Source organism: Amycolatopsis silviterrae (assembly GCF_042684085.1).
Lineage (GTDB): Bacteria > Actinomycetota > Actinomycetes > Mycobacteriales > Pseudonocardiaceae > Amycolatopsis > Amycolatopsis silviterrae.
In genome coordinates this window covers 98,278-113,365 of the sequence record NZ_JBHUKS010000007.1, presented here as the reverse complement: position 1 = coordinate 113,365, position 15,088 = coordinate 98,278, and the positions used below count along the sequence as shown (strand labels likewise).

The 15,088-nt window shown below is 69.6% G+C and carries 16 protein-coding genes; 6 read left to right on the top strand and 10 right to left on the bottom strand.

The features are described 5' to 3' along the window. Positions 1 to 355: 355 nt before the first annotated feature. Complete coding sequence (locus tag ACFSVL_RS11745) at positions 356 to 1,207, bottom strand: oxidoreductase (protein ID WP_378303336.1); 852 nt, start codon at positions 1,205 to 1,207, stop codon at positions 356 to 358. A 74-nt stretch (positions 1,208 to 1,281) separates the two neighbouring features. On the opposite strand from ACFSVL_RS11745, the gene ACFSVL_RS11740 reads away from it, so the two are divergent. Both ACFSVL_RS11740 and ACFSVL_RS11735 read left to right on the top strand, forming a co-directional pair. After that, positions 1,282 to 1,887, top strand: a complete 606-nt coding sequence (locus tag ACFSVL_RS11740; RefSeq protein WP_378303334.1) for a TetR/AcrR family transcriptional regulator — start codon at positions 1,282 to 1,284, stop codon at positions 1,885 to 1,887. A gap of 152 nt (positions 1,888 to 2,039) precedes the next feature. Beyond that, positions 2,040 to 2,903 carry a hypothetical protein gene (locus ACFSVL_RS11735; protein WP_378303332.1) on the top strand — a complete coding sequence of 288 codons (864 nt, stop codon included), beginning with the start codon at positions 2,040 to 2,042 and terminating at the stop codon, positions 2,901 to 2,903. 51 nt (positions 2,904 to 2,954) lie between these two features. Here ACFSVL_RS11735 and ACFSVL_RS11730 read toward each other — a convergent pair whose 3' ends face one another. The 8 genes from ACFSVL_RS11730 to ACFSVL_RS11695 form a co-directional block, all read right to left on the bottom strand. Beyond that, positions 2,955 to 3,800, bottom strand: coding sequence for a hypothetical protein (locus ACFSVL_RS11730; protein ID WP_378303330.1), 846 nt, complete (start codon positions 3,798 to 3,800; stop codon positions 2,955 to 2,957). Continuing rightward, a complete protein-coding gene (locus ACFSVL_RS11725; RefSeq protein ID WP_378303328.1) occupies positions 3,800 to 4,999 on the bottom strand; it encodes an RNA polymerase sigma factor in 1,200 nt (399 codons plus the stop codon). Before ACFSVL_RS11725 ends, ACFSVL_RS11730 begins: the two co-directional genes overlap by 1 nt. Then, positions 4,996 to 5,358 carry a YciI family protein gene (locus ACFSVL_RS11720; protein ID WP_378303327.1) on the bottom strand — a complete coding sequence of 121 codons (363 nt, stop codon included), beginning with the start codon at positions 5,356 to 5,358 and terminating at the stop codon, positions 4,996 to 4,998. The genes ACFSVL_RS11725 and ACFSVL_RS11720 overlap by 4 nt, the downstream gene beginning before the upstream one ends. A 407-nt stretch (positions 5,359 to 5,765) precedes the next feature. After that, complete coding sequence (locus tag ACFSVL_RS11715; RefSeq protein ID WP_378303325.1) at positions 5,766 to 6,590, bottom strand: dioxygenase family protein; 825 nt, start codon at positions 6,588 to 6,590, stop codon at positions 5,766 to 5,768. Positions 6,591 to 6,641: 51 nt separating this feature from the next. Continuing rightward, positions 6,642 to 7,577, bottom strand: coding sequence for a helix-turn-helix transcriptional regulator (locus ACFSVL_RS11710; protein WP_378303323.1), 936 nt, complete (start codon positions 7,575 to 7,577; stop codon positions 6,642 to 6,644). A gap of 75 nt (positions 7,578 to 7,652) precedes the next feature. Continuing rightward, positions 7,653 to 8,189 (bottom strand): helix-turn-helix domain-containing protein, encoded by a 537-nt coding sequence (locus ACFSVL_RS11705; protein ID WP_378303321.1) that lies wholly within the window; start codon positions 8,187 to 8,189, stop codon positions 7,653 to 7,655. A 7-nt stretch (positions 8,190 to 8,196) separates the two neighbouring features. Next, on the bottom strand, positions 8,197 to 9,708 hold the full coding sequence (locus tag ACFSVL_RS11700) for a sodium:solute symporter family protein (RefSeq protein ID WP_378303319.1): 1,512 nt from the start codon (positions 9,706 to 9,708) through the stop codon (positions 8,197 to 8,199). 4 nt (positions 9,709 to 9,712) lie between these two features. Further along, on the bottom strand, positions 9,713 to 9,931 hold the full coding sequence (locus tag ACFSVL_RS11695; protein ID WP_378303317.1) for a DUF3311 domain-containing protein: 219 nt from the start codon (positions 9,929 to 9,931) through the stop codon (positions 9,713 to 9,715). A 173-nt stretch (positions 9,932 to 10,104) separates the two neighbouring features. On the opposite strand from ACFSVL_RS11695, the gene ACFSVL_RS11690 reads away from it, so the two are divergent. The 3 genes from ACFSVL_RS11690 (at position 10,105) to ACFSVL_RS11680 (ending at position 13,703) form a co-directional block, all read left to right on the top strand. After that, a complete protein-coding gene (locus ACFSVL_RS11690; RefSeq protein ID WP_378303316.1) occupies positions 10,105 to 11,232 on the top strand; it encodes an aminotransferase class V-fold PLP-dependent enzyme in 1,128 nt (375 codons plus the stop codon). Continuing rightward, a complete protein-coding gene (locus ACFSVL_RS11685; RefSeq protein ID WP_378303314.1) occupies positions 11,229 to 12,464 on the top strand; it encodes an amidohydrolase family protein in 1,236 nt (411 codons plus the stop codon). Before ACFSVL_RS11690 ends, ACFSVL_RS11685 begins: the two co-directional genes overlap by 4 nt. A gap of 96 nt (positions 12,465 to 12,560) precedes the next feature. After that, positions 12,561 to 13,703 carry a TetR/AcrR family transcriptional regulator gene (locus ACFSVL_RS11680; protein ID WP_378303312.1) on the top strand — a complete coding sequence of 381 codons (1,143 nt, stop codon included), beginning with the start codon at positions 12,561 to 12,563 and terminating at the stop codon, positions 13,701 to 13,703. Here ACFSVL_RS11680 and ACFSVL_RS11675 read toward each other — a convergent pair. Continuing rightward, entirely contained in the window at positions 13,700 to 14,674 is a 975-nt protein-coding gene (locus ACFSVL_RS11675) for a zinc-binding dehydrogenase (RefSeq protein WP_378303310.1), read from the bottom strand. The genes ACFSVL_RS11680 and ACFSVL_RS11675 overlap by 4 nt on opposite strands. A gap of 63 nt (positions 14,675 to 14,737) precedes the next feature. Between ACFSVL_RS11675 and ACFSVL_RS11670 the strand changes: the two genes are divergently transcribed. Then, complete coding sequence (locus ACFSVL_RS11670; RefSeq protein ID WP_378303308.1) at positions 14,738 to 15,046, top strand: ArsR/SmtB family transcription factor; 309 nt, start codon at positions 14,738 to 14,740, stop codon at positions 15,044 to 15,046. Positions 15,047 to 15,088 lie beyond the last annotated feature (42 nt).

The window sequence follows — 15,088 nt, the reverse complement described above, 5'->3', positions numbered from 1 at the left end:
CACGCCCCAATGCCACATTGGGTGCGTCTGACGCACCGAACGCCACATTGGGTGCGTCGCATGCACCCAATGCCACATTGGGGCGGCTGCGGAGCCAGCTCAGCCCGCTCCGCCCGAAGACGTCCGTGAGGGGACCCCTGAGGGAATCCAATTCCACTGCCGGGACTCAAGCCGCGCGGCTTCAGCCTGATGACCGTCCACAAAGGACGCCAAAGTCGCCGAAATGCCCGATTGATGCTCGCTTGGCCGGGTCCGCAAGTCCGTGAGGGCCTCCCTGGGGGAATCAGAGTCCGTGAAGGTTCCCCTCACGGACCTCCCGGGGAGCGCTTCTGCCCAGCGCGGCGACGGCTCCGGCTCAACCAGGCAGCTGAGCACCGTCCGGAAAGTCAGTCGACCGGCTCAACTCCGCCCACTCCTCGATCTCCCGATCCACCGCCGCCCGCCCGTTCGCGACCAAACGCAGCGCGTCCGAGCCAAGAACCAGATGCGCGGGCGGGTTCGGGACGTCGAGGATGCGCAGCACCGCCTCCGCCGCCTTCCGCGGGTCGCCGAGCTGGTTGCCGCTCGCGGCGCGGCGGTGGTCGCGGATCGGGTTCATCACCTGGTCGTAGTCCGGCACCGAACGTTCGGTGCGGACCATCGACCGGCCCGCCCAGTCGGTGCGGAACGAGCCCGGCGCGATCGCGGTGACGTGCACGCCGAACGGCGCGACCTCCTTGCCGACCGTCTCCAGGATGCCCTCTACGGCGTACTTGCTGCCTTGATAAAACGACGTGCCCGGCACAGTGATCAGCCCGGCCATCGACGTCACGCCGAGGATGTGCCCGCGCCGCCGCCGGCGCAGGTGCGGCAGCACGGCTTTCACCGTCGCGACGACGCCGAACACGTTCACCTCGAACTGCGCGCGCAGCTCCGCCATCGTCGATTCCTCGAAGACGCCCTCGTGGCCGTACCCGGCGTTGGCGATGACGACGTCGATCGGGCCCACCTCGGCCTCGATCTCGTCGACCGTGCGGAACACCGCGTCGTCATCGGTGACGTCGAGGATGCGCGCGAGGGATTTCCCCGGCTGGAGCTGCTCGAACGCCTCGGCGTCGGCCTGCTTGCGGACGGTGCCGACGACGGTGTGCCCGGCTTGGAGCGCGGCCTCGGCGAAAGCGCGGCCGAGGCCGGAGCTGGCGCCGGTGATCAGGAAGAGCTTGGTCATAAGCCAGACTCTACACCGCGTTGATAAAAATCTGCACTGTGTCAAAAATAGTCGGCATGTGATAAAACGGGCAGGTGGAAGACGAGCAACGCGGCACCAGGACCCGCCGCCGGACCGCGCCGACCAAGGGGGACCTGCGCGAGCGCGCGATTCTCGACGCGGCGGAGCGGCAGCTGGACACGGCGGGCGCGGACGCCATGACGGTGGCGACGATCGCGCAGGAGGCCGGGATCACCCGGGGCGCGCTCTACTTCTACTTCGGGTCCAAGAACGAGGTGCTCGCCGCGCTGGTCGAGCGCACGGTCACCGCGTTGCGCGCCGGGGTCGACGCGGTGGACGACGGCGGGGCTCCCGCGGACGTCGTGCGGCTGGGGATCGAGCGGACCGCTCAGATGTGGCGCGAGCACGGCACGGTGATGCGCACGGCGGTCGAACTGTCGCCGTCGGTTCCGGCGGTCGACCGGGCGTGGCGTTCGGCGGTGGTCGCGCTCGCGGACACCATGTCCGGCGTCGCGGAACGGGCCGGAGTTCCGCCCGCGACTGCCGCGCCGGTCTCGGCCGCGCTGGTGTGGATGACCGAACGCGTCTTCTACCAGGCGTTTCTCGCCGAAAGCTCGCTGGACGAGGCGGCGGCGACGCTGACGCACGTGTGGCTGGCGGCGTTCGGCGTCGCGTCCTGAGGGTTGCGAGACCGGCCGAGGTCGTGCCCGCGCGGACCCCGCCGGGGCGACGTTGGGGCAACTATGGCTCTTCGCGGAACTGCGGCGCAACGTCATTCGGTGCTTCACGTCTTTGGGAGTAGAGATTCGCCAAAAGACACGGGGAGCGCACAATGGGATTCACCGCGATGAAGTCGATGAAGCTGGTCATGGTCGGCGGTGCGGTCGCCGCGACCGCGTTGCTTTCCGCGTGCAGCGGAAACAATGTCGACGGAAATGGTTCCGCGGCGAAAAACATTTCCGAAGTCGCTGCGGTCAAGCAGGGCGGTTCGGCCGGCACCGCGGCCACGTCGAACGGCGATGTCAACTGCAGCAAACACGGCGGGCAGGTCGGCCCGGCCGGCAAGCAAATGGACCTGATCGCGGTGCAAAGCGCCAACGGCAGCATTCCCGGCTGCACCGAGGCATTCAATGTCATGACGAAGTACTACGAATTGTCACCGACTCAGGGTGAAGGTCCCGGAAAGCGCGTGCTCGGCATTGACGGACACTGGGATTGCGCATTGGGCGCGGAAGAGGAATTCACTCAGGGCGTGGTGAACTGCGGCAAGGACGGCGGCACCGAATTCATGATCAAGACCGCGCCGGCCGCGGGCAAGGGCCAGCAGCCGAGCGCGCCGACCCGCCGCTTCCCGAACACGACGCAGACCGTGCAGTTCACCGGCTTCGACCACTCGGTCAACATGGCCCAGTTCCAGCTGATCACCTGGCAGAAGGGCGGCGCGGACAACGGCCACTTCGTGCCCGCCGACCCCAAGACCTACCGCCTGCCGGTGAGCCAGGCCGCGAAGGTGTTCGGCGCGGCCGAGCTGTGCCCGGGCGACGAGGTCGCCCTCGACCCGCAGGGTCGCGGCACGAACCCGTGCACCGAGGAGGCGCTGATGGAGGCGCTGAACGGGCCGAACCAGCTGCACGCCGAAATCCACGTCGACAAGAACGACAACATCGACGTCGTCAAGGAGCTCTACCGCCCCTGAGCGGACCGCTGAACCGGCGGCCGGGTGACACACCCCGGCCGCCGGTTCGCGTTATGCGCCGAGTTTCCGCTGTCCGGCGTCGTAACTGCGCAACGCGGCACCCACCGCCGCGGCGACGGTGATCTCGTAGACCTCGTCCTCGCGGTATTCCGTTGCCAGCTCAGCGAAATCGGCATCGGTGAGCCGGTAGGACGCGTCGCGAACCTTCGCCGCGAACGGCTGCAACAGCGCGGGCAAGCCGTCCTCGCCAGCCGCAGCACGACGAAGCGCCGGATCGGTCATCGCGGGCACGGTGAACACCGAATACCGCATATTCTCCACCGGATCCTCGTGCGGGCCCACGGGACCGCCGGCGAGCAGAAAACCGGGGAACCGGTACCCGAACCGGTGCAGCGCACGGGTTCCGCTCTCCAGCTGCCCGTCGCGGAGCACGAAGCCGAACGCGTTCGCGAGCCGGTTCACGACGTTCCACACCAGGTTCACCCGCAGCGCCTCGCGAATCGCCGGCGGCGGCAGATCCGGCAGCACGATCTGGTCCGGGTTCAGCGTGACGGTCTCCAGAAACGCCCGGACGGCGCGCACCTCCGGGCGAGCCGAGTCCGCCCGGTCGGGATCGATCTCGCCGTGCCCGGCGATCCGGGTCAGCTCCGCGTGCGAGTCGACGCAGAACGGGCATTCGTGCAGCAACGCCGTTGACATGGCGAGGAATTCGCGTTCCCCGGCCGTCCAGTACGACGGTCCGCGCATCGCCGGCGCGGTGAGGTCCAGCAGCGGCCGGGTGAGGAAACCGGGCCGGTACAGCAGCATCTTCACGATGTCCGGCGGCTGTTTCGACGTGACCGACAGGAACAGCCTGGCCCGCAGGCGATGCCCGTTGTCGAGAATGGACAGTCTCATCAGTGCTCCAAAGCGGCTAGCCGTCCCGCGAGAAACCGCCGGTCGGCCGGGTTGGCGGCGAGTTCGTGCGCACGCCGGTACGCGGCGATCGCGTCCGGGGCACGGCCGAGGCGGCGCAGCAGATCGGCGCGCGCGGCGTGCATCAGGTGGTACCGGTCGAGACCTTCGATCCCGTCGATGAGCGCCAAGCCGTCCGCCGGACCGTCGGCCATCGCGACCGCGACGGCGTGGTTCAACGCGATCACCGGCGACGGAGTCATGTCGTGCAACCGCTGGTACAGCCCGGCGATCGCCGCCCAGTCGGTGTCCGCGGCGGAACGGGCCTGCGCGTGCTGGACCGCGATCGCGGCCTGCAGCTGATACGGCCCCGGCGCGCCGAACCGCAGCGCCCGGTCCAGCAACCCGATCGCTTCGGCGATTTCCGTGTGGTCCCAACGACTTCGGTCCTGGTCTTCGAGCAGCACGACGTCGCCGCCGCGGGTATACCGGGCCGCGGTGCGCGAATCGTGCACGAGCAGCAGGGCGAGCAGGCCGATCGCCTCGGGTTCGTCCGGCATCAGAGCCGCGACGAGTTTCGCCAGCCGGATCGCTTCCCGCTGCGGTTCCCGGTGCTCCGGAGCGGTGTAGCCTTGAGTGAAGATCAAGTACAGCACCGCCAGCACTCCGGACAGCCGCTCGGGCAGCAGATGATCGGCGGGCACGGCCAGGCTGATCCCGGCGTCGCGGATCTTGCGCTTGGCCCGCACCAGCCGCTGCGCCAGCGTCGCCTCGCTGACCAGGAACGTCCGCGCGATCTGCCCGGCGGTCAGCCCGGCCACCGCCTGCAGCGTCAGCGCGACGCGGGCCTCCTCGGCGAGCGCGGGATGGCAGCAGGTGAAGACGAGGCTGAGCCGTTCGTCGCCGATCGAGAGCAGGCGTTCGTCGGACGGTTCCGCGCGCACGGCGGGTTCCCCGAGCTGGGCGAGCTTCTCCTGCCCGCGCCGGGCCCGGCGGAGCCGGTCGATCGCGCTGTTGCGGGCGGCGGTCAGCAGCCACGCCACGGGGTCGTCCGGCGGCTCGTCGCCCCAGGTGCGCAGCGCGAGCGCGCACGCGTCCTGGAGCGCGTCCTCGGCGAGTTCGAAATCGCCGAGGACGCGGACCAGCGCCGCGAGCATCCGGGCCCGGTGCGCGCGGTAGGTGTCCCGCAACGGCGAGGTCATGCCTGGTGCGCGAGCCCCGGCACCGCGGCGACCGGGCGCACCTCGACGGTGCCGACCGCGGCCATCGGGCACAGCGCGGCGAGTTCGAGCGCCTCGTCGAGATCGCGGCAGTCGAGGACGTAGACGCCACCCAGGTGTTCGTGCGTCTCCAGGAACGGCCCGTCGGTGACGAGCGTCTTCCCCTCGCGGACGCTGACCGTCGTGGCGGTGTGCTCGCCCTGCAGCGGATGTCCGGACACGAACGCCCCGCGCCGGCGGCATTCGTCGGCGAACGCGTTCACCCTGGCCAGCGCGTCGGGGAAGGCCGGGTCATCGGGTTCCGGGCGGTCGCAGTTGTAGATCACCAGCAGGTACAGCATGTGTCCTCCGAGAGGCCGGTACGGCGTTGTCGTAGTGGAAGACGAATGCGTCGACCGTAACTCGACACCCCGCGCCGGGCTTCCCGGAAAACGGCGATGCCAGGAACTCAAGGCGGCGCTAAGGAGCTGGCCAGGGCCGGTGCGGCTCTTGGCGGGTCCGCTGCCGCGGGGGTTGGGTCGTCCGTGAGGGGAACCTTCACGGACTCTGATTCCCTCAGGGTTCCCCTCACCGCCCTTCAAATGTGGTCATGTGGGAATCAATCGGGCATTTCGGCGACTCTGGAGTCCTTTGTGGACGGTCAGCGCCGGCTTAAGCCCCGGCATCGGGACCCGCGTCTCCCTCGCGGACCTGAGGAAAACGGAGAACGGCGGGCCCGGGGGAGCCCGCCGTTCTCGTTAGGAGGGGATCAGCCCTTCTGCCACAACGCCGGAGCGTTCGGCGGTTCCCAGCCTTGCTGGGCAGTGTGGCCCTGCAGGCACACATAGCTGACCCCGTTGAACGTGACGCGCGTGCCGGCGGTGTAGGCCTTGCCCACCGCCCAAGACCCACTCGGTTGCGTGGTCGGCGACGTGGGCTGGGTGGTCGGCCCGGTCGTCGGCGTCTGCCGGACGTTCAGCACGAAGTCGAACGCGGCTTCCTTGGCGTTGTTCGGGGCGTCGCGGACCGTCATGAGCAGCCGCGGGTCGAAAATCGTGTCGGTGTTGTTCCGCGGTTCGCCCGGGAAGTACAGCTGGGTCGTCAGGATCCGCTGGCCGGGGGCCTGCACCTTGACGTGGATGTGCCGGGTCCGGCCGGGGTAGAGGCCGGGCACGATCGTGGTCAGCTTGAACTCGCCGAGATCGTTCGTGTACTGGTGGCCGCGGAAGGTGTAGCCGACGTTGTCGTACGCGCCGTTCACGTCCGCCTGCCAGAAGTCCAGCAGCGCGCGGCCGATCGGCTGGCAGGCCAGCCCGAAGACGTATCCGCTCACGGTGAGCCGCTGGCCCGGGGTGTTCCCGTCGACGAGCACGCTGCGCTCGGGCGAGTTCGGCTTGAAGTACGGGCCCTCGGTCTGGTCGATCGTCGGTTCGTCGCCGTCGTGGCAGTACGGGGTCGGCTCGACCGCCTGCCCGCCCGCGAAATTCGTGCGGGCGAGCGCGGGTCCGCCGACGAGGGCGACCGGCGCGGCGACTCCGGCGGCCAGCGCGGCCTTCAGCACTGCCTTGCGGCTGAACTTTCTGTCTTCGTCCATGCCTGCTCCTCGGTGGGGGCTCGGGATTCCCCTCGACGGTAGGAGAACCGGTCAGCCCGCAGCGATGGACGGAGTCATGCAGTCGTGGTGAATCTTCGGGGCGGCGTCGCCGGTGCGGCGGAATCCGCCGGGACTCAACCCGGTTTCGCGCCGAAAGAACCGACAAAAGTAGGCTGGATCGGCGAATCCGACGCGGCTGGCCACCTGCCGCACGGACAGGTTCGTCCGCAGCAGGAACCGTTTCGCCTCCTGCGTCCGCGCTTCGCGCACCAATTCCGCCGCGGTACGCCCGGTTGCCGCCTTGACGGCCTCGGTGAGGTAGCCGGGAGTGACGCCGAGCCGTTCGGCGTGCGCGCGCACCGACCACAGCCCCAGCTCGGATTTTTCGGCCTGCTGGGCGAATTCCGCCGCCACCGCGCGGGCGCGGGCGGGCGGCGGCGCGGGCGGGATGCCGGGAAGCCGCCCCGCACGCACGATCAGCACGTGCACCAGCGCGCGCAGCACGGATTCGCCGTCCTCGCCGCCGCGCCGGAACTCCTCCTCGAGTTCGGCGATCAGCCGCGCGGTCCGGTCGTGCGCGGGCCCGTCGAGGCGCAGCCACGGCCGTTCGCGCAGCCGCCGCAGGGTTTCCCGGTCCGACGGGTGGTCGAAGAGGAAATCGTCGGTGAACAGCACGACCGATCCGGTGAGCCCGCTCGCCTCCCAGTGGTGCACCTGGCCGGGGGTGACCACGCCGAGGTGCGGCGGGCTCAGCTCCCAGCGCGTCAGGTCGACCACGTGCGCGCCGGTCCCGCCGGTGACGAGCACGATTTCGTAGAAGGTGTGCCGATGCGGGAATTCCGCCCGCGACAACGGGCCCACCGCGTCGAAGGACCCGACCGCGAACGGCACCGAATCGGGGGCGGGCACCTCCAGCCGGTGCAGCGGAAGTTCCCCGGTTTTGACCGGTCGGCAGCACATTCCCGGGGGCACCGTCGTCCCACGCATCAGTTCCGTCCCTTTCGCCGGGTTCGGAACGAAAAGTCTAGACCAATTTCGCGCCGGATACCTCCGACGGAAGTATCAGTAACTCGGCGGAGTGACGCTCACGAGGAAGCGGGCGACGGTCCGGCCGTCGTTGCGGAAGCGGTGCGGGATGGCCGAATCGAAGTGGCAGCTGTCGCCGGTTTTGAGCACGTGCGTCTGCTCGCCGACCTGCACGGTCAGCCGTCCGGCGATGACCACCACGCATTCCTCGGACGGATGCGAGCGCAGTTCGTCGGACGAGGCGCCGCCGGGTTCGAGCACGCCTTCGAGCACCTCGAGCTTCGCGCCGCCCGGCGAGGCGCGGGTGTAGGTGATCGCGTGGTGCGGCGAGGAGATCCGGTACCGGTCGTCGTGCCGGATCACCGCGACGGTTTCCTCGTCCGGCTCCTGGAACAGGCTGAACAGCGGGATGTCCAGCACCTCGGCGATGCGCCGCATGGTTTCCAGGCTGGGGTCGGTGACGCCCCGCTCGACCTGGCTGATCAACCCGGTCGACACCCCGGCCTGGTCGGCGAGCTGGCGCACGGTCAGCCCGCGCAGGGTGCGGAACTCGCGGATCCTCGTCACGGTCACCCGATCATTATCGTCGAACGGCGCTCCGGCGCAGGTCACCGGCCTCGGCGGGTCCCGCTGGGCGGTCCCCTGTCCCGATCTCGACCGCCGTTGCCGAGGGCGGCCGGGTCACCAGGCTGACCGCCACCGTCACGATCAGGTTGACGACGAGCGCGGGCAGCCCGACCACGGTCCCGGGCGGCATGGTGTGCGCGGCGAGCGAGCCGAGCGCGGGCACTCCGACGATCAGCCCGCCGCACAGCGCGCCGGCCGCGAGCCCCGGCGCGGTGACCCGCCGCCACAGCATCGAAAGGAACAGCGCGGGGGCCAGCTGCCCGACGGCGCTGTACACGTTCGTCATGATGCTCAACAGTTTTTCGTTGCTGTGCGCGACAAGAAGTACGGAAAGCGCGGTGAAAACGAGAACGCCCACGCGCATCGCGGTCAGCGACGAGGCCCATTTCTCCGACCGCGCACCGGCGACATTGCGGGTGAACAGGCTGCTGGCGGCGAGCACGAGCACCGCGGTCGGCACGAGCGCGACGAGAATGCCCGCGCCGCCGAGCAGTCCGATGACCCACTCGGGATATTTCTCGCGGACGAAAATCAGCAGCGAAGCGTTGGCCTGCTTGCCGGTCAGCTTCGGCAGCGCGAGCACCGCGGCGAGCGCGATCATCACGATCAGGACGTAGAACAGCGAATACAGCGGCTGGATCACCTGGTTGCGGCGGATCGTCGCGACGTCCTTCGCGCTGTAGGACACCTGGAACATGTGCGGCAGCGCGAACGAGCCCAGCGGCGTGAGCAGCAGGAAGCTCATCCACCACCAGGTGTTCGTGGCGGTCGAACCGTGCAGCCCGGGCAGCGTCGCGCCGCTGGGATGCGCTTGTTTCATCGCGTCGAACACGCCCAGCGGTCCGCTGACCCCGGCCGCGTCCGCCGCGCCGATCGCGACCACGAGCAGGATCGCGATCAGCAGCACGTCCTTGACGATCGCGGTGAACGCGGCGCTGCGCATCCCGCCGACCAGCACGAACCCGGCGACCAGCACCCCGCCGGCGACGACGTAGGCCAGCGACGGGACCTCGCTGCCGAACAGGCTCGCCAGGATCAGGCTCAGCCCGGTCAGCTGGACCTGGGCGTAGAGCAGCAGCGCGACGATGCCGAAAACGGCGACCAGCCCGCCGAACCAGCGGGCCTCGAACCGGGCGGTGAAGTAGTCGGCCATGGTGACCAGGCCGTGCTGCTTGCCCGCGCGCCAGATCTTCGGCACCACCCAGTAGCCGACCGCGGCGGTCAGCACGACCGTGCCGAGGACGTAGAACCCGGGCGCGCCGTTGCTGAACACCCCCTGCGAGGCGCCGAGCAGCGCGAACGTGGTGAACGTTTCGCCGACCAGCAGGAACCAGAACAGCCAGGTGCCGAACCGGCGGCCGCCGACCGACCATTCCTGCAGGTTCATCGCCCGGCCGCGCGCGGCGGCGACGGTGCCCCAGACGATCGAGCCCACCGCGATCAGGAGAGCGAGTGCCAGCGCCATCGCGTCACACCCGGTCCAGGTCGCCGCGGCGCCGGTCGATCGCGTAGACCAGCCCGATCGCGCCCGATCCGACCAGTACGCCCGCGGTCATCCACACCAGCAGGAACGGGACCGAGCCGAAGACGTACTCGATCCGGTTGACCAGCGGAATCGCCGCGACGCACCACGCGAACGGGACGACGAGCAGCAGCCAGTGCCAGCGGCGGCGCTTGGTTCGGGCCATGATCACTCCTCAGCTACCCACGTCGCTGTGTTCAGCCTGGATGAATGTGCATCAGTGTGAGCGATGCTTTGTGTCGCGTCAATGACGACGATCGGGTGGACGCGAGAAAGTCTTGCGCAGTGAGGGTGCTAGCTGTTCACTGTGGCTGACGGCAGCTCTCGCGGAGGTGACTCGTGGATCCCGACCGGTTCCGTGCCCAGTTCCCCAGTCTGGCCGACACCACGCACCTGGCTTCGTGCAGTCAGGGCGCGGTTTCCGTGCAGGTCACTGCGGCGATGGGGGAGCTGGTGTATTCGCTGCGCGACCAGGGCGCGCCGTGGGGCCCGTGGATGGCCGAGGTCGAACGGTTGTGGTCGGCCGCGGCGGGTTTCCTCAACGCACAGCCGGACGAGATCGCGCTGGTGCCGTCCGCGTCGCACGCTGCGTTCCAGGCGGTCAACGCGGTCGATTTCGACGACGGCGGCGTGATTGTGTCGATGGCGTCGGAATTTCCCAGCGTCGGGCAGGTGCTGCACGCACAGGGCGAGCAGATGCGGTGGGTCAGCCAGGACGCCATGCGGACGCTCGGCGTGATCGAGGCTTACCGCGCCCAAATCGATGAGTCGACAAGGCTGGTCTCAATCCCGTTTGCCTTGTACACCAACGGTTCCCTGCAGCCGGTGAACGAGATCGCCAAACATGCGCGGGCGGTCGGCGCCCGGGTGCTGGTCGACGCGTACCAGGCCGCAGGCGTCGTCCCCGTCGACGTCCAGCAGCTCGACTGCGACTACCTCGTCACCGGAACCCTCAAGTACTTGCTGGGCCTGCCCGGAATCGCGATCCTGTTCGCCCGCTCCGGGGTCGAAGACCACCAGCCGCCGCGGATGACCGGCTGGTTCGGCCGCGTCGACCCGTTCGACTTCGACCCCGAGCTCCTCGACGTCCCGGCCAGCGCCCGGCGCTTCGAATCCGGCACCCCCGGAATCCCCGCCGCCTACGCCGCCCGGGCGGGCATCGAGGTACTCGGCCAGCTCGACCCCGCGGACGCCTGGGCACACGTCGAACGCCTAGTCGCTTTAACGACCGAACGACTCACCGGCTCCGGCGAGACCCTGGACGGACCCGCCCCGGACGCTCGCCCTGGCCCGCAAGTCGCGCTGGTCGACGCCGATCCCGTTGCCCTGGCGGACTTCCTGGCCGCCCGCCGGATCGTCACCGCCCCGCGCGGATCGAACCTCCGGATCTCCTTCCACTGCTACAACACCACTGACGACATCGATCGCCTCTGCACGGCGATCGCGGACTACCGGAGGCAGGCATGACCGTTCTCGCCGCCGCGCGCTTGCTGACGGACGCGTCCGCGCCGCTGATTCGCGACGCCGCCGTCGCCATCACGGACGGCACGATCACCTATGCCGGGCCACGGAATTCCGCCCCCGGCGGCGACGTGACTGATCTCGGCGACGTCACCCTGATGCCCGGATTGATCGACTGTCACGTGCACCTCTGCCAAGACCCAGGTTCCGGCGAAGTCACCCTCGAAATGTCCGCCGACCACGACGCACTGAGCCGCCGGATGACCGCCAACGCACGCCGTTTGTTGGACGCCGGCGTCACCACCGCCCGCGACCTCGGCTCCCCCGGCACGCTGGGCACCCGGGTCCGGGATTTGCTCGCCGCCGCCCCGGAAGCCACGCCGCGAATCCTGGCCGCCAACGCCCCGATCACCGTCACCGGCGGCCACGCCGCGTCCATGGGCGGCATCGCGGACGGCGTCCACGGAGTCCGCGCGATGGTCAAACAGCACGCCGAGGACGGCGTCGACCTGATCAAAGTCATGACCACCGGCGGGTTCATGACCCCTGGCAGCCATCCGTCCGAAGCGCGCTACACCGTGGACGAACTGACCGCTTTGGTGTCCGAAGCACACGCGCGCGCCTTGCCGGTCACCACGCACGCGCTAGGCGTCGAAGGCATCGAACGCGCCGTAATCGCCGGTGTCGACTGCATCGAACATTGCGGCTGGGTCACCCGTACTGGCACCGAATTCGACCCGCGCATCGCCGAGTTGATCGTCTCGCGCGGAATCGCCGTCAGCCCGACCATGAACACCGCTTGCACCGCAGCGGATTACATGTGCCCGTGGGACGAACGCGACGCCGTGATCGGCAACCTCCGGGCGCTCATTTCCTTAGGTGCCACCATAGTCGCCGGAACGGACGCCGGAATCCCGCTGGTCCACTTCGAACGCTACGCCGACTGCCTCGACACTTTCGCCGAAGCCGGGATGACACCACGGCAAGCGATCGCCAGCGCCACCTCAGTCGCCGCACGCGTATGCGGTTTGGCTTCGACCGGCCGACTGGCCCCTGGCTTCCGCGCCGACGTCATCGCCGTCGCCGGGGACCCCACGGAGTCGCTGGCCAGCCTGCATCGCCCGCGCTTCGTGATGGCGAACGGCCTCCGCCACGACATCCGCAGCACCGACCTGGGCACCGGGGACTCCGCCGCCCGGGACCGCATCCGCCGAAACCTCGAACAGGGCGCGGGCTGATGACAGCCCGCGCCGCGCCCGCGTGAAGACCCGCCCGTCTCGTGATTGACTGGCTGGCATGGCCTTGCTCCCGCATCCGTGTGCCCGGGGTCCGCGGTGACCTCCGAACCGGCTGCGGCGACCCGTCCGCGCAACCGCAAGCAGCTCATCGTCGAGGCGGCGGGCCGGGCGTTCAGCGAACGCGGCTATTACGCGGCGTCCATGGAGGAGATCGCCGCCGCTGTCGGCATCACCGCGGCGGCGCTGTACCGGCATTTCCCCAACAAGTACGCCCTCTTCACCGAATGCGCCAACGTCATGGCGGACCGGCTGGTCGCCGCACTCGACGCGGTGCCGCCGGACGCGTCCGCCGCGGACGTCCTCGGACCGCTGGCCCGGGTGACGGTCGCCCACCGCGAGTCCGGCGGCCTGTACCGCTGGGAGGCCCGCTACCTCGACCGAGCGGACCGCCGCGTCCTCAGCGCGAAGTTCGCTCAGGTCGTCGCGCGGGTCACCGAAGCGGTGCCGCCCTCGCCGGACGCGGACCTCCGCGCCGTAGCCGCACTCGGCGCGATCGGCTCCATCACCATGCACCGCACCTCGATCGCCCACCACCGCGCCGAAACCCTGCTCACCGAATCCGCCCTCCGCCTCGCCACCGCAACGACCACGGCCAGCGCACCCGCGGTCGAACTCCCCGCCCAGCCGGTCCCCAGAACCCGCCGCGCGCAGATCCTCGCCGCCGCCGTCCCGCTGTTCGAACGCGACGGATTCGCCACCGTCACGAACGCCCGGATCGCCGAAGCCGTCGGCTTGGTGCCGTCCGCGCTGTACCGGCATTTCCCCAACAAAGCCGAAATCCTGGCCGCGGCCTGCCTGCAAGCCGCCGGGCTCCTGTCACAGGCCGTAGAACAAAACCTCCACGGCATTACCGGCGCGGAAGCCTTGCCGGTGCTGGCCGCGACCTACGTGGCTTACAGCTTCGAGCACACCGCCTTGACCAACGTCGCCGCCGCCGAAGTCGGCGGGCTCCCCGCCGCGTTGCAACGCCCGCTGATCCTCGCCCAACGCGAACACATCGCCGTGTGGGAGCAGCAACTTCGCCTGGCCCGCCCGGAGCTGGACCCGCACCAAGCCCGCGTGCTGGTGCACGCGGGCTTCGGCACGGTCGTCGAAACCGGCCGGCGGCTGCGGTGGCGGGACACGCCCAGCCACCGCGCCGCCGCCACGGCTTTCCTGCTGAACGCGTTGGGCAGCTAGCTCGGGACAGCGATGGCGATCTTGCCGCGCGGACGCCTGCGGTCCCCGGTGCCTTCCAGCAGCGCGTGCGCTTCGGCGACGTCGGCCAGCGGCAGCACCGTGCCGATCACCGGCCGGAGCTTGCCCTGGTCGACCAGCCGCCCGAGCGACGCGAGCTTGTCCCGGCCAGGGCTGACGAACACGAAGTGGTAAGTCGCGTTCACGCCCCACGCCGCCAGCAGGTTCTGCGGTTCGGGAATGTCCACGATGGACACCACCCGGCCCCGGTCGGCGAGGACCTCCGGGCTGCGGGAGAGGGTATCCCCGCCGACGGTGTCCAGCACGACGTCCACCCCGCCCAGCGCGCGGACCTTCGGCACGTAGTCGCCATCCGAGAAATCGATCGCGACGTCGGCGCCCAACCCGGTGACGAACTCGTGGTCCCGCGCCCGCGCGGTGGTCACCACCTCGGCCCCCAGCGCACTGGCTAGCTGGACGGCGACCGAGCCGACCCCGCCCGCACCACCGTGCACGAGCACCCGTTCCCCGGCCCGGACCCCGGCGCGTTCGACCAGCGCCTCCCACACCGTCACACCCACGAGCGCGAGCCCGGCGGCCTCGACGTGCGACAACCGGGCTGGCTTCGGCGCGACCAGCGCCTGGTCGACCACGTGAAACTCGGCGTAGGTGCCCTGTTCGGCGAACACCGGTGCCAGGTACCAGACCTCGTCGCCCGGCCGGAAGTCGTCCGCCCCAGGGCCGGTTTCGACCACCGTGCCGGCCACGTCGTTGCCGATCACCGCGGGCAGTGTCACCTGGTCGCGGTAGTCGCCGCGCCGGGTCTGCAGGTCGAGCGGGTTCACGGACGTGGCCCGCACGCGCACCAGCACCTGGCCGGGTCCGGGGACGGGTCTTGGCAATTCTCGGGCGGCGAACGCGGCGTCCGCACCGCCGAAGCGGACGAGTTCCACCACACGCATCGAAGTCGGCATACGGCGACCATAGATCTATATATCGCGAATCGTCAATATGAAGAGCCGGGTTAGGATCGCCCCGTGTTCTCGGAGGCGGAGTTGCTGGCGGTGTTCCGGGCCCTGTCGAACCCGACGCGCAGGCAGATGCTGGTGTGGCTCAAGGATCCGATGAGCTTCCCCGGCCAGGAGCCCGAGGACGTCGAGATCGGCGTCTGCGTGACCGACATCCAGCAGCGCGTGGGACTGGGGCAGTCGACCACCTCGCAGTACCTCGCGACGCTGCGGCAGGCCGGCCTGGTGGTCGCCACCCGCCGGGGCAAGTGGACCTACTACCGCCGCGACGAGGCGAACATCGCCCGCCTCCTGGAAACCCTGCGCGACGTGTTCTAGCGCGCCTCCGGGAACGCTTTCCGGTTCCCGGAGGCACTTTTC

Coding starts and splice junctions, on each gene's coding strand:
- ACFSVL_RS11745 (WP_378303336.1), bottom strand. CDS start 1,207: ATGACCAAGCTCTTCCTGATCACCGGCGCCAGCTCCGGCCTCGGCCGC.
- ACFSVL_RS11735 (WP_378303332.1), top strand. CDS start 2,040: ATGGGATTCACCGCGATGAAGTCGATGAAGCTGGTCATGGTCGGCGGT.
- ACFSVL_RS11730 (WP_378303330.1), bottom strand. CDS start 3,800: ATGAGACTGTCCATTCTCGACAACGGGCATCGCCTGCGGGCCAGGCTG.
- ACFSVL_RS11725 (WP_378303328.1), bottom strand. CDS start 4,999: ATGACCTCGCCGTTGCGGGACACCTACCGCGCGCACCGGGCCCGGATG.
- ACFSVL_RS11720 (WP_378303327.1), bottom strand. CDS start 5,358: ATGCTGTACCTGCTGGTGATCTACAACTGCGACCGCCCGGAACCCGAT.
- ACFSVL_RS11715 (WP_378303325.1), bottom strand. CDS start 6,590: ATGGACGAAGACAGAAAGTTCAGCCGCAAGGCAGTGCTGAAGGCCGCG.
- ACFSVL_RS11710 (WP_378303323.1), bottom strand. CDS start 7,577: ATGCGTGGGACGACGGTGCCCCCGGGAATGTGCTGCCGACCGGTCAAA.
- ACFSVL_RS11700 (WP_378303319.1), bottom strand. CDS start 9,708: ATGGCGCTGGCACTCGCTCTCCTGATCGCGGTGGGCTCGATCGTCTGG.
- ACFSVL_RS11695 (WP_378303317.1), bottom strand. CDS start 9,931: ATGGCCCGAACCAAGCGCCGCCGCTGGCACTGGCTGCTGCTCGTCGTC.
- ACFSVL_RS11685 (WP_378303314.1), top strand. CDS start 11,229: ATGACCGTTCTCGCCGCCGCGCGCTTGCTGACGGACGCGTCCGCGCCG.
- ACFSVL_RS11675 (WP_378303310.1), bottom strand. CDS start 14,674: ATGCCGACTTCGATGCGTGTGGTGGAACTCGTCCGCTTCGGCGGTGCG.